Source organism: Portibacter marinus (assembly GCF_021533195.1).
GTDB classification, from domain to species: Bacteria; Bacteroidota; Bacteroidia; order Chitinophagales; family Saprospiraceae; genus Portibacter; species Portibacter marinus.
Genome location: NZ_JAJNKB010000001.1, coordinates 421,139 through 435,171 on the forward strand (window position 1 = coordinate 421,139; position 14,033 = coordinate 435,171).

Annotated in this window: 14 protein-coding genes; 6 read left to right on the forward strand and 8 right to left on the reverse strand. The window is 40.5% G+C overall.

Annotation, left to right across the window (positions count from 1 at the left end; genetic code table 11):
* Positions 1–99: 99 nt before the first annotated feature.
* Positions 100–1,092 carry a hypothetical protein gene (locus L2567_RS01835; RefSeq protein WP_235295979.1) on the reverse strand — a complete coding sequence of 331 codons (993 nt, stop codon included), beginning with the start codon at positions 1,090–1,092 and terminating at the stop codon, positions 100–102.
* A 201-nt stretch (positions 1,093–1,293) separates the two neighbouring features.
* Here L2567_RS01835 and panB point away from each other — a divergent pair, with 201 nt between their 5' ends.
* Positions 1,294–2,112: a 3-methyl-2-oxobutanoate hydroxymethyltransferase gene (gene panB / locus L2567_RS01840; protein ID WP_235295980.1), complete on the forward strand. Its 819-nt coding sequence runs from the start codon at positions 1,294–1,296 to the stop codon at positions 2,110–2,112.
* A gap of 6 nt (positions 2,113–2,118) precedes the next feature.
* Positions 2,119–3,147: an endolytic transglycosylase MltG gene (mltG, locus tag L2567_RS01845; protein WP_235295981.1), complete on the forward strand. Its 1,029-nt coding sequence runs from the start codon at positions 2,119–2,121 to the stop codon at positions 3,145–3,147.
* 7 nt (positions 3,148–3,154) lie between these two features.
* Here mltG and L2567_RS01850 read toward each other — a convergent pair whose 3' ends face one another.
* The gene (locus tag L2567_RS01850; RefSeq protein WP_235295982.1) at positions 3,155–3,601 is read right to left on the reverse strand and encodes a hypothetical protein; all 447 of its coding nucleotides are present in this window, start codon (positions 3,599–3,601) and stop codon (positions 3,155–3,157) included.
* A gap of 109 nt (positions 3,602–3,710) precedes the next feature.
* Between L2567_RS01850 and tilS the strand changes: the two genes are divergently transcribed.
* From tilS to L2567_RS01865, 3 genes are all read left to right on the forward strand, one after another.
* Positions 3,711–5,027, forward strand: coding sequence for a tRNA lysidine(34) synthetase TilS (gene tilS, locus L2567_RS01855; protein ID WP_235295983.1), 1,317 nt, complete (start codon positions 3,711–3,713; stop codon positions 5,025–5,027).
* Positions 5,028–5,045: 18 nt separating this feature from the next.
* Positions 5,046–5,642: a cytochrome c oxidase subunit 3 gene (locus tag L2567_RS01860; protein ID WP_235295984.1), complete on the forward strand. Its 597-nt coding sequence runs from the start codon at positions 5,046–5,048 to the stop codon at positions 5,640–5,642.
* Positions 5,643–5,727: 85 nt separating this feature from the next.
* Positions 5,728–6,843, forward strand: a complete 1,116-nt coding sequence (locus L2567_RS01865) for a peroxiredoxin family protein (RefSeq protein ID WP_235295985.1) — start codon at positions 5,728–5,730, stop codon at positions 6,841–6,843.
* A gap of 175 nt (positions 6,844–7,018) precedes the next feature.
* Here L2567_RS01865 and L2567_RS01870 read toward each other — a convergent pair whose 3' ends face one another.
* Entirely contained in the window at positions 7,019–7,750 is a 732-nt protein-coding gene (locus tag L2567_RS01870; protein ID WP_235295986.1) for a TrmH family RNA methyltransferase, read from the reverse strand.
* Positions 7,751–7,776: 26 nt separating this feature from the next.
* Here L2567_RS01870 and tamL point away from each other — a divergent pair, with 26 nt between their 5' ends.
* Positions 7,777–10,155 carry a translocation and assembly module lipoprotein TamL gene (gene tamL, locus L2567_RS01875; protein ID WP_235295987.1) on the forward strand — a complete coding sequence of 793 codons (2,379 nt, stop codon included), beginning with the start codon at positions 7,777–7,779 and terminating at the stop codon, positions 10,153–10,155.
* A gap of 12 nt (positions 10,156–10,167) precedes the next feature.
* On the opposite strand, the gene nth is transcribed toward tamL, so the two are convergent.
* From nth to L2567_RS01900, 5 genes are read right to left on the reverse strand one after another with little or no spacing between them, the layout of a single operon-like run.
* A complete protein-coding gene (nth, locus tag L2567_RS01880; protein WP_235295988.1) occupies positions 10,168–10,803 on the reverse strand; it encodes an endonuclease III in 636 nt (211 codons plus the stop codon).
* Positions 10,800–11,807, reverse strand: a complete 1,008-nt coding sequence (locus L2567_RS01885) for an acyl-CoA reductase (protein ID WP_235295989.1) — start codon at positions 11,805–11,807, stop codon at positions 10,800–10,802. Before L2567_RS01885 ends, nth begins: the two co-directional genes overlap by 4 nt.
* Positions 11,797–12,306: a DUF1415 family protein gene (locus L2567_RS01890; protein WP_235295990.1), complete on the reverse strand. Its 510-nt coding sequence runs from the start codon at positions 12,304–12,306 to the stop codon at positions 11,797–11,799. The genes L2567_RS01885 and L2567_RS01890 overlap by 11 nt, the downstream gene beginning before the upstream one ends.
* Complete coding sequence (locus L2567_RS01895) at positions 12,296–13,336, reverse strand: RluA family pseudouridine synthase (RefSeq protein WP_235295991.1); 1,041 nt, start codon at positions 13,334–13,336, stop codon at positions 12,296–12,298. Before L2567_RS01895 ends, L2567_RS01890 begins: the two co-directional genes overlap by 11 nt.
* Before the next feature lie 4 nt (positions 13,337–13,340).
* Positions 13,341–14,018 (reverse strand): hypothetical protein, encoded by a 678-nt coding sequence (locus L2567_RS01900; RefSeq protein ID WP_235295992.1) that lies wholly within the window; start codon positions 14,016–14,018, stop codon positions 13,341–13,343.
* Positions 14,019–14,033: the final 15 nt, after the last annotated feature.

A 14,033-nucleotide genomic window follows, 5' to 3' on the forward strand; every position in this document is an offset into this window, starting at 1 on the left:
TAGAAAAAAGACATTATCAAAGTGCTGCGCTCTTCACTGAGTGCAGCACTTTTTATTTTAACTCTTGAGTGATTTCGACTACTACAGGATCATACCCCCCTAAAAATTAAAATTAAGGTCTCTGGTCAACTCACTATTCTGTATTCTATCCTGCGTAGGAGCGGATAAAAGCAATCTTGACCTTACGTTGCGATTTCTGGATGAAAAAATACCGCGACCTTCTGACAGATTCGAATAAAAAGGTATCTCTTGTGAAGCTGTAATCCCAAGATTGGCCTGCCCCACCCGAACATAATCCAATATCTCCTCACCACCAGCATCCACCACCACATCTATTCCTTTAAAATCACGCCTGATTCCCGGCTTTACTTCCAACTCATTTTGTAAAAAATTAAAAAACTCATCACCTAACCTCATCACTTCATTTTCGTCAGTAATATTTTGTGCCAAAGACCATTCTAGTGACTTTGCAATCTTTTCTACATCAGGATCATTCTTATCCACTTCTTCGAAATGAATCACCATCGAAACGTCATAAACCGATGGTGTGGTCTCTTCATCCTGTGCTCTTGGAAACCAGCGCACCCTAAAATTGGTATTGAAATCGAAATTTAATCTGCCCGTCGGCTGAGTAATGATAAGTGTATCAATAATAGTAGTTATCGCTGTCACCGGTTCAGAATTCTCACCCCTATCAATTCTCAATTCATATTGCTGCCCAGGTTGTAGATTCATTTCTGCAGTACCTATGGTATATAGCGTATTGGGATCCAACGCAAAGGCGCCTTCCGCTCTGGGTAACCCAATTTCATTGCCATCCACTTTACGAAGCAGAAAACTTTCGCTAGTGCTAGTTTTGACCAATTCTACATTGAGGGACGGATAATAAATCTGCTCGGCCATAACAGCAAGTTGATCTGCCGGAAGTTCAGGATCCAAAAAAGCCCTTTCGACCCTTATAAATTGGTTTTCCTGAGATGCCGATAGTAATCCATATACGATCGGAATGTCTTTAAATTCTGCATTGAGATCCAGAGTATTATCACAAGTTGTGAAGATGATTATACTTGATAGAACTAAGAAAAGCCTCATAAAAATCTAATTCACTATAAACATAATCAAAGACTAGAATATTACATGTGGTGTTCGAAGTGTTTTATCGCAATTTGCCAATCAACGATCAGGTCTTTTGGATTGGTGATAGATTCAGGAGTGAAAATAGAAAAGAAAATCGGAACAGAAGACTTGGTTGGTTATTTTAGTACATTTGGCATGCGATCAAAATTAACGAAAATGTCAACAGCTAAAAATTCCGTCAAAAGGGTCACTACCAGCATTCTACAGGACATGAAAGACAATGGCCAGAAAATAAGCATGCTCACCGCCTATGACTATTCAATGGCCAGAATTCTGGATGATGCAGGTATAGAAGTCGTGCTGGTCGGGGACTCTGCATCCAATGTGATGGCAGGACATGAAACCACTTTACCGATCACCCTTGATCAGATGATTTACCATGCCGCATCGGTGATTAGAGGCGTGAGCAGGGCCTTTGTAGTCGTCGATCTACCATTTGGTTCCTATCAGGGAAATTCTCGTGAAGCCTTACAATCTGCCATCCGTATAATGAAAGAAAGCGGAGCACATGGTGTGAAATTGGAAGGCGGTGAAGAAGTAAAGGAATCCATTAGCCGTATTTTGTCAGCAGGAATTCCTGTCATGGGCCACCTAGGTCTCACTCCCCAATCCATTTACAAGTTTGGAACCTATGTAGTTAGAGCTAAGGAAGTAGAAGAAGCAGCCAAATTGAAATCAGATGCAAAGCTGTTGGATGAGTTGGGGTGTTTTGGCATTGTCCTTGAAAAAATACCGGCTTCGTTGGGGAAGGAGGTGACAGATTCTTTGAGCATACCTACCATCGGAATAGGTGCGGGGCCACATACCTCAGGTCAGGTGCTGGTCACGCACGACCTACTGGGTATCACCAAAGATTTTCACCCCAGATTCCTGAGACGATATCTTAATCTCTACGACGACATAAAAGGAGCCGTCGGACAATATATTAAGGACGTTAAAAGTTCTGATTTTCCTAATGAAAAAGAGCAGTATTAAGATTTTATGAGAAAATTTTTATGGATATTTCTGATTTTGCTGATCGTCGCAGCAGGCATAGGGTACTATGGTTATAATGCTATTTTTGCGCCCAATGTCACATTGGCACAAGATGAACAGTTGATCCGAATACCCACCGGCTTTACTTACGAAGATGTGCTTCTAATGCTGGAAGATAAAGAAATCATTGACAATAGCCGGACCTTTGATCAAGTTGCTTCCCTCATGGATTACAAGTCATCAAGTATCAGGTCAGGTCAATATGAGATTAAAAATAATTGGTCCAATAAAGAATTGGTCGGCTTGCTCAGGAGTGGTCGTCAGACACCCGTAAATGTCACCTTTAACAATCTTAGAAAACCGGAGGATGTAGCGGGAAAGATCAGTTCTTACCTTGAAATAGATTCTTTGACCCTGAAAGAGTATTTTGAACATCCATCTGCTCTTGAAAAAGCCGGTCTTACCCCTGAAACCTTTCTCTCACTTTTTATCCCCAATACCTATCAAATGTATTGGAATGTATCAAAAGAAGATATTCTGGATCGAATGATAACAGAACATGACAAATTTTGGAGCAAGGAAAACAGGCTTAAAAAAGCGGAAAAACTAAATTTGACACCTGAAGAGGTTTATACATTGGCATCTATCGTCGAAAAGGAATCGTTGAGAAATGATGAAAAAACGACCATTGCAGGCGTTTACTTAAATCGACTGAAGCAAGGAATTCCTTTACAAGCCGATCCTACAGTGGTTTTTGCTACAGGTGAATTTGATCTGAGGAGAGTGCTGAACAAGCATCTAGCGTATGACTCGCCTTACAATACTTATCTTTATGCCGGTCTACCGCCAGGTCCTATCTATATGCCTTCGATTTCAAGCATTGACGGGGTGCTTAACTACAATGGTCACGATTACTTATATTTCTGTGCAAACCCTGATCAGCCCGGCGGGCATCTCTTTGCCGCCTCACTGTCTGAACACAATAGAAACGCTGCTCGCTATCACCGATGGCTAAATGCACGAGGAATCAGATAGCGATTTTCTAATTTTTAATTAATTTCATTTGTAGGGAGTGTTGACCAAATTTAGGGGTACCCAGCCAAACCATTGTCGATCTGCGATATTTTACAGACCATTCTGAATTAATCGAAGGATCTTCACTGTCGAGTAACAAAATGTTCTTCTGGGGATCCAGTGTAAATTGTCCCTGGTCGTTTACTTGTTCTCCCTCCCAACTGTACTTTCCATCTGCCTTAAACACGATCACACTACCCTTCCAGGGGCTTTTATCCTCAATCCGGCCATTATCCAACACCATTTCTACTGCCCAGGGGTTGGCAGTAAGATCACTATTCTGTAGAGCCGTTGAATATGGATCGATACTTCTGGTGTCTTCAGTATCAATCACTTCGGGTGCCTGATTGATCTCCGTACCGTTATCTTTACACGCCAGACAAATGATTAAAACTGAAAAAATACAATACTTCATTTCACTTTTCCTGAAAATGCTACTAAATTTAGTTGATGGTGTGATCATACCTGCTTCGTAAAATCACTTGTTATCTTGGGAATTCATTGGCACTACAAAATTAAAGAAGATGCTTGATAAATTCAACCACTTTATTTCTAATCAAGAATTAGTCCATAAAAGTCAGAAGATTCTAATCGCCTGTAGTGGCGGGGTTGATTCCATGTGTATGACGGAGCTTTTCAGACGAGGTGGATATGATATTGGATTGGCCCACTTGAACCATGGTTTGAGGGGTGTTGAATCCGATAAAGATGAAAAATTATGTGAAGACTATGCCCGAAGACACCATCTGGAAATTCATCATGAAAAAATGGATCTTTCTCATATCCAAAGTAATTTTCAGGCAGAAGCACGACAAGTTCGATATGAATGGCTTTTCAATATCCTCAGAAAACATGACTATGATGTCATTGCAACCGCACATCATAAGGATGATGATATTGAGAATTTTTTTATTCGAATACATCGGAATTCAGGATTAAAGGGACTTAGCGGAATTAAGCCCAAGAACGGCAAAATCATCAGACCTCTATTGTTTGCATCCAAAGAAGATATTTTACTTTATGCCCAATCTAAAGAAATACCTTTTCGCGAAGATGAATCGAATAAAAAATCGAAATACAGGCGAAACTTCTTTCGAAACAAGATCATTCCCAAAATTGAAAAAAGGATTCCTGGCTATAAATACAATATCCACTCCACCATAGAAAAAATCAATGAAGCCAATGTGTTGCTCAATCATCTCATTGTAGGAATCGAAGAGGACATTACCTTCAAGGAAAGTGACCATATCTTCATTTCATTGGACAACTTAAAAACCTTCCCATCGGCTCGCTTGATTCTCTTCTACATTTTAAATAAATATGGCTTAAACAGAACGCAATCTGACAATCTATATGAGGCCGGCACTGGCGCAATAATACAGAGTGACCAACTTATTTTTCTTAAAAACAGGTCAGAAATCGTCATCAAAAAGAGGGTTCCTGTTCAAGCTGTTTCCATCCCCGTGAATTTATTTGAGACAGAGTACCACATTGGTCAAATGAAGATTCTGAAGATGACTAAAGTACAGAACGAAGGGCAGTTCAACTCGAGTGATGAGATATATGTTTCTCCTTCCAAGCTCCATTTGCCACTCAAAATCAGGGCTAGACGTGAAGGAGATGTATTTTATCCCCTGGGTATGAATATGAAAACTAAAAAGGTCAAAAAATTTCTAATTGATCAGAAATTAAACAAGTTTGAAAAACAGGCTTTACGAATACTAGAAGATGCTCATGGTAACATCGTATGGCTGATAGGGTTGAGGGCTGATGAGCGATTTAAAATCGCCTCCGAAGAGACTGATGCCGTAAAAATTGTAATTCGTAAACATAGCGGATAAATCAGATGTTATGGATGTATGGCGGAAGAAAGAGCGTATTTAATACATCCCAAACAAATCGTAATCACACTAGTCATTGCTGCTGTCACGGTACTATTTATCGCTTTCAGTGCTTCGTATCTCTATAATCGGGTACAGACAGGCATCCCTCCGGTACAGCTACCTTTGCTTTTTTATTTTAATTCGATCGTCTTGCTCGCCTCTAGTTACACGCTTATACTAGCCAAAAGAGCTTATCTGGAAGACGAGACTTCGAAATATAAAAATCTGGTACTCGCTACGATTATTATCAGCACAGTCTTTTTAGGATTGCAAATATTGGCCTGGCAGCAAATGCGGACCATGAACATCTTTGTCGATGCAGCGAATACTGGCTCTTACATGTATTTGATTTCTGCAACCCACTTCTTACACGTAATTGGTGGCCTGCCATTTCTTATCGTTTTTTATGTCAATGCGGTACGGAAGATGAGATCACCGGTAAGTGTACTGATTTATTTCTCAGATCCGGATAAAAAGCGAGACCTTCAACTACTGACCACCTATTGGCATTACATCGATATATTATGGATTTATTTGGTATTATTTTTTCTGATTAACTATTGGATACAATAAAAAAAGTTGTTAATGCTTTCTTAAAATGTGGTGGGAGGATTATTTTTTTTCCAGAAGCCGTATTTTTGATGATAAATAAAAGATAATGATTCGTAACCTGTTATATTTCTTTGCTTTAGTACTCGTTTTGACTTCTTGTGGATCCGCTTCAACCGATGATGTAAGTGGACAAATTAGGGGTGCAGAAAATCTGTCTGTCTATTTTGACAAGGTCAATCCTGACGGCGTCAATAATTCAATGACACAAGTTTCTGCTGATGGCTCCGGCAATTTCAGTATTGACATTGAAGAGCCTATTGAACCAGGCGTATATCGAATAAGAATTGGTACTAAAAGTGCCTATATCGTCCACGACGGATCTGAGCAGGAAGTGATGATTAGTGGCGATCTCCAAAACTTTAACAATTATAAATACGAGGTAGAAGGAAGTCCCTTGACACAACAATATCGGGACTTGATGGCTTCTTATTTAGAGAAGTCGAAATCCATCAATGAAGTCAGAGAAGAGGTCAAAGGAGATATGCATCCTCTAATAGCGATGCAAGTCGCTAACCACCTCTTTAAGAACAATCCTGCTTTCTACGACGAACAGGCCAATGTGAATGCGAAGTTGAAGCAATCCTACCCGGATGCAGATTTCACCAGAAGACATAGTGAAATGGTAACGCTTATGCAAAATGCAATTGCCGCATCCAGAAGAAAAGGTGGAAAGTTTAATGTAGGAGATGAAGCACCGGATATTGAATTGCCAGGTCCTGATGGAAAAGTGCGAAAGCTTTCAGATCTAAGAGGTGAGGTGGTTTTACTTGATTTCTGGGCTTCCTGGTGCGGACCTTGTCGCAAAGAAAATCCTAAGGTAGTCAAGACTTACAATAAGTATAAGGATAAAGGATTTAACATCTTCAGCGTTTCTCTCGATGGCATTCATCCAAGGAGATTACAATCTTACAAAACACAGGCAGATATCGATAAACAGCTTGAGGTCCAGAAGCAAAGATGGATTGGCGCCATCGAAAAAGATCAGTTAACGTGGGACAATCATGTAAGTGAATTGAAGCATTGGAATTCAGCGGTAACCAAACTTTATGGGGTTTCTTCTATTCCTCAGACTTTTTTGATTGACAGGGATGGAAAGATTGCTGCTGTAAATCCCAGATACAATCTGGAGCAGGAGTTGCAAAGGGTTTTGAACGAAAGCTAGAAAGTTTGTTTAGCAGAGCATCTGTTGCTCATTAATCTGAAGGCTCATGTGTTTGTCGTAGGTCAATGGGCATATTAAGTCCAGATGCATGATCTTTAAACAACATTTTGGTTTTCTCATCATCGATGAATGCGAGTACGGCGTACTCAGTATTTTAAAGAGAAGTTTTTTAATTCTATTTCATAATGTGCGACAATAAAATTGCCGTTGCGACACCTGCATTTAACGATTCTGCGCCACTTTTCGGACTTCTTGGAATCGTTAACACTCCTTTAGAATGATTCTTCACCTCTTCTGACACTCCATGTGATTCACTTCCAATGACTAGTATCATCTCTTTAGGGGCTTTAAACTCGTAAATCGACTCGCCTATCATGCTGGTACCGTAAATGGGCAAGTCGCATTTCAGTTCTGAGATATGGGCATTGATCAAATTTACCCTCGCAAAACTTCCCATACTGGCTTGTATCACTTTAGGATTGTAGAATTCCACACTTTCATGGGAAGCGACTATGGTTGCTACTCCGAACCAGTCGGCGCTCCTGATGATGGTCCCCATATTTCCGGGGTCTCGAAGATCGTCAAGATACAATACCCTACCCGCCAACTTTATATAGTCAATCTCGGGTTGTGCAGGAATATTTGCAACCGCCAGTATACCAGGAGGCGTCTTCAGATTGCTGATTTTACGGATTGATTTTCCATCTATTATATTATATTTAATTTTAATATCATCAAATAGAGATGCTTTCTCAGGCGTGCAGTAAATGCTGTCGAAGCTGATGTTACCTTCTTTGAGGCCTTCGGTAATGATTTTATCACCCTCTAGAAGAAATTTATTATACTTTTGACGGTACTTTTTTTGTTTAAGAGACTGTATAAAGGAAATGGTTGCCTTTGAAATCATCAATTGCCTGGATTATTAAATGTAAAATGCAAAATAAAGAATATAAATCTTTTGCCATATGTGCAGCCGCATTTTGCTTTCTGACTCTTTTTCTGGGTGCTTGTAATCCCACGGTCTACCTCGCAGAGGATGAAGCGCTTCTGACCGAAAACAAAATCAAGTTTGAAGATAGAAAAGCCTCAGAATCCAGGAGTTTGCTCAGAGATCAATTGGCGCTGAATTACAAGCAAAGACCAAATAAAGAATTCCTGTTTATACCAAGAGAGTGGTATTATTACCGATTTGAAAATTCATCAGATAGCATCTTCTTAATTTCCTGGATTAAGAAAAATGTGGCAGAATACCCTACCGTTCATGACAGTAGTCAGGTGCAAGAGACCGCCCTGGCGATGCAAAAATTTCTGAGAAAGGATAAAGGTTACTATCATGCAGAGGTGGAGCATCGGACAAAGATCAAAGATAAAGAAGCTTTTGTCACTTATCTGGTAGAAACCGGACGTCAGTTTGAAGTTCGAACCATCGAGTACATCACGGAAGATTCTTCTCTGGTAGAAGTGATAGATTCTCTTTCGGAAATGACTTTAATATCTCCGGGAACAGGAGTAACACGCCAAAATTTTAACAGGGAAGAAGCTCGCTTAGTCACCGCTTTACAAAACATGGGCTATGCTCAGTTTAATTCCAGCTTTGTAACCTTTCAGGGTGACACATCTGACTTTGGTTTTGATGTCCGGGTGAATGTACTTGCACCTGCACCCGGAATTTCACACCCCAAATTTACCATAGGGGAGATTCGCGTGTATACTGATTATGTCCCTGGTCAGGATAGCACTTTCGCTCTCGAGAAACAGCTGGATGATGTTGATTTTTATAGTCAATCCGACGAGTTTTTTGTGACTCCCAGAACACTCAGAAAACGGGTTTTTATTGAAGAAGGTACCCTTTATTCAAGGAATAAGGAATTGAGAACGGCACAAAATCTAACGAGTCTCAATACTTACCGTTTCGTGAGCCTTAATCCTACGGTAGATGAACAATTGGATTCTATTATCAATTATAATTTTCAACTTTATCCCATTCAGAATAAATGGGTTAGCGAGCAAATAGGCAGTGTTTATCTGGCCAATGTGCAAAGAACGGATAACCGATATTTCCTGGGGTTAAGTCTGAGCACTAATTTATCCAGCCGTAATTTGCTTCAAAATGCCGAGAATTTTAGTGTAGGACTGGATGGATTTGTAGAATTTAATCTGAGATCGCTAAACGCCATTGGCGCCACATTCCAGACAGGATTGAGTCAACCCAGATTATACGACGTGATGAAGCTCCTCACTTTTGCGGAGAAAATAAATTTATTGCCACAACGTGTATTTACGTCCTTGAATGATCATACAAACACAGATCTGGGCTTCTCCTATTCCTATTCTTTTACCTCGACGATCTATAGCCTTGCCTCATTAAACGCCAATTTCGGATATGATTATCGTCCTTCTATCCAGTCATCTACCCTATTTAATCAGATTGGCATCAATTATCTGTTGTTGAATCCACTGGAAACTTTTCAGGACATCCTTGATGATAATCCATATCTGGCCAATGCATTCAACAAAAGATTACTGACCGGAATATTGTTTAAGGACATTTCCTGGGTATACACCAAACCTCCCACCTCAGATGGATTCAGTTGGGGATTGACCTATTTCGGAGAAGTTTCTGGACTGGAATTATCCGCCATCAATGCAGGATACAACCTACTGAATGGATCAAATCAGGAATGGAATTTACCGATTGGAACGACGGATTCGATAGAGTTTTCAAAGTTTATAAAGATTGATCTGGACCATCATTTCAATCAAAAGATCATTGGAGCACATTCCTTTGCTGGCAGAATCAGAGCTGGCATCGCCCTACCATTTGGTGGTTCAGAGGCCGTACCTTTTGTTCGCCAATTTGCCGTCGGAGGTCAAAACAGCATCAGAGGATGGCAAATCAGAAACTTAGGTCCCGGAGGTTACGATATTTCGAAAGATCCTAATGCAAAGCCAAACACCCTACCCTACCAGACCGGAGACTTCATCTTAGAAAGTTCGCTGGAATACAGATTCCCGGTTTCTGGCTTCCTAAATGGAGCTTTGTTTGTTGATGCGGGCAATGTATGGACTTTAAGTGACGCAGATGAAAGGACAGACTCCCAACTTTCCATGGATTTTTACAAGCAGATTGCTATCGCATCAGGGATTGGAGTGAGGATGGATTTTTCCTATTTCCTATTGCGGTTTGATTTTGGGTATAAAATCCGAAATCCGTTTCCGAATGAAAGAGGTTCTTATTGGAATTACAGTTCCTTTGGGTGGGGCAATATCAATGACGCCAATTTGAGCTTCGGAGTAAATTTACCATTTTAAATCTCCCGCGATCTACTTAAAAAGAGTCGCTCTACCATATTTAGAACAAATGGGACAGGCATGAGGATCGTGACCCCTTGCCGGACAATATTCACGACCAAAAAATATGATTTGAAGATGTAATTTATTCCAGGTCTCCTCCGGGAACAATCTCTTAAGATCTTTTTCCGTCTTGGTCACAGATTTACCCGTACTCAGTTTCCATCGATAAGCCAATCTGTGAATATGCGTATCAACCGGAAAAGCGGGGTGACCAAAGGCTTGTGACATAACGACCGAAGCTGTTTTATGACCCACGCCAGGTAAGGCTTCTAAATCCTCGAAAGTGGACGGCACCTTACCACCGTGCTTCTCTAAGATGATCTTCGATAGGTTGCTGATGGCCTTAGATTTCATAGGTGAAAGTCCACATGGCCTGATGATGGCTTTGATCTCTTCCACAGGAACCCTCGCCATATCGTAGGGATTATCAGCCAGTTGCCACAAAGCTGGAGTGGTTTTGTTCACCCGAACATCTGTACACTGCGCCGAAAGAAGAACTGCGATGAGTAAAGTGTATGGATCCTGGTGATCCAAAGGTACAGGCACTTCGGGATATATTTCTTCCAAAATCTTGGCAATATCAGCTGCTATTTCTTTCTTACTCATGATCTACTTAATTCTGCTAAAAAATGCAAGGTATCTACACCGTCCGCATAGTCATCGATGGCGGGTTGCTGACATGCACCTAATGGAAGTATTTTAATATTCTCCATGTTCACATTTCCTGAGATACATTGGATCTCTCCAAGTCTGGTCATTATATCCTTCTCTAATGATGCAAGGTCGTCGAATTCTTCATAATGAATGCAAGCAATTCTTGAAACAATGTCTTCATGTCTTCGCATGATAATAGCACCGCTTGACATAAAGTCATCTCCATTTAACAAATAAATGGCGTGGTTGTAGTCAAAGTTATTCTTGTACTTATTGTGATGAATCAAATAATTATAATCTTCATGCAACTGTTCCATCAAGTCCACCTTATTGACTGAGGAGGATAAATACAGTTTTGAAACGTTTCTACATCCTAATCCGAAGTAAGTGAACACATCCCTGCCCAATGCCTGCATTTCCTCTTTTCGCAGCGGCCCATCCAGGATGGCAATGGCATTTCTGTTTCTCCTGATGATTTTCGGGTATTTGGCAAAATAACGCTCAAACTGCTTTGCACTCTGATTACTTCCGGTGGCAATGATTGCTTCCATCCCTTCCAGCCTCTCAAGAATCTGAAATTCGTTCTTCTGATTGAGTCTATCAATCAAATGTGTGGTAAGAATCGAATCTTTACTTGATGTTTTGACAAGAGCCTGGTGACCCGAGACATAACAACACATCAGATCGTGAAAACCGACCAAAGGAATGTTTCCTGCAAGTATAAGACCTATTTTTTTTGATATTTGTCCAAACTCATATCGTTGTACCCATTGCTCTAAAATATCTCGTCTTAGCATTGTATTTGCGATGGAATCCAATGCAAAATTGATATTTTCCATGGTGAACCAGGCATTATTTGCTTTCGCTTTCAGTTTAACTTCATCAAGTTCTTCACTGCCAGATCTCAGATAGTCTCCCAGTCTGACCAATTCAGAAATTCGTTTCTCAATACTCATTTAGCATTTCATTTAACCGCTTCTTACCTAAATCTTCCAAGGTGTTTTCATTGCGTTGTAATATCTCTTGTTTCCATTTTTCAGTCATGCCTATGGCTTTCAAATCAGCCTGTCTTAGCAACTGAAACATTGGAAAAGGTGATCTGTTTGCAAAATTAACGGGAGCATCAATTTCTGTTGCTGCAAATTGATGCTGAGGGTGGAAAGTAACGATTTTCATCTGATCAGAATAGCCCACTTTGTCAATAACCTCCGCATACATAGCGATGAGATCCAGGTAGTCATCGAACGAAGATGCAAAAGGGATAATGACGAAAAGCGTTTGGTATTCGGAAGATAAAAAAGTGCTAATGTGATCTCCTACTTTAAGAGCATCCGACTCGACTATCCATTTTATGGCATTTTGTTCAAGTGCCTGAGATGCAAAAGGGCAAAGTTTTAAACCCACCACATAGTTTCTGGCCCAAGCCATACATCGGTTGATGATCTCACTTTCCATGATCAATCTCCTTTCGGTGCGCCACATAGTTTCTCCATCTCTCCAGTAATTCCTTCATATCATCTGGCAATGGTGCTTCAAATTTCATCTCCTCATTCGATATGGGATGGATGAATCCCAGTGACCTCGCATGAAGTGCTTGTCTTGGGCATACCTCCAGGCAATTATTGACAAAAGCCTTGTACTTAGAGAAAACGGTACCTTTGACTACTTTATCACCGCCATACCTGGCATCACCAAAAAGCGGATGATGCATATATTTCATATGCGCTCTGATCTGATGCGTTCTTCCGGTCTCCAATTGACATTCAACCAAACTCACGTAATAGAGATCTTCCAGCACTTTGTAGTGGGTAATGGCATCCTTTCCAAAATCACCATCCGGAAAAACCGTCATCAATTTGCGATCCCTGGGATGTCTTCCTATGTGACCTTCTATCGTTCCTTTCTTGTGATCAAAATTGCCCCAGACTATGGCCTGATACTTTCTCTCAATAGAATGATCAAAAAACTGTTTGGCCAATCCCGTCATCGCCCGGGCAGTCTTGGCAATAACCAATAATCCTGAAGTGTCTTTATCTATTCTGTGAACCAATCCTGGTCTGTCCGGCAAATTGCCTTCCATGACGGGAAGCTTTTGCTGAAAGTGATGAGCCAGAGCGTTGACCAATGTACCGGATTTGTTTCCTACTCCAGGATGTACCACCATTCCCGGTTCCTTATAAATGACCATTAAATATTCATCTTCATACCGTATATCCAATGGAATCTCTTCAGGTATAATTTCGAATGCTTCTAATGGCTTATCTAAATAAACCTGAATATGCTCATGGGGTCGGATCTTGTAATTGGATTTCACCACATCACCATTGACCAATATTTGTCCTGACTTTATGGCATTCTGGATTTGATTTCTGGAAGTTTTTTCAATCCTGTCCATCAAAAACTTATCAATCCGGATGGGTCGTTGTCCGGGGTCCGTTATAATGTTATAGTGCTCATAGAGCTCATCATCCATATCTTCGTCCATATTGCTAAAAAATATAGGTCAAAGATAAACTAATTGTGGTGGCACGATAAGCCGCTGAGGTAAGCTCAAAAGCATCTATTGGAAAAACAATATTGACCGGCTCCTTTCTTCTGGCATAAAAATCCATGGATGGTCCGATGTATGACTGAACTTTTGAGGTCAGAAACCAGGACTCATCCAGGGCAACATGAAATCCACCTCCCCCATACAGATGGACCTTGAAGTCGCTTAGAAGTGTAATCTGATTGAAATATTCTGCCGCCACTTTGTCATAATCTCTGGAAATGGTCCTGATGACATTTAATCCCGCTCCACCTTCAGCGAAGAATTCAAATATGGAAAGGTAGATTTGTGGATAAAACCTGGCAATCGCGGAGTAATTAAAATTTCGAGTTCTTGCTTGTATATCAATTTGAGGTTCAAAATTTTTTACCGTCTCCATGTCAAGTCTTCTGCTCGAATAATTGAACCCAAGAAAAAATCTGGAGTAATTAATCTGCCTCAAAATCGTCACATCTAAACCCAAATGATTATCAGGACTATTTCTTTTGAAATCACCCAGTGGGATGAAGTAATTAAATCCACCCTCGACTACCGTACTGTTTTTTACTTCATAATAATAAGTCTCTTCCTCTTCTAAATCCTGTCCCATCAGGAAATTATTGAGGAGCACCGCTAGCATAATCAGACAAATCTT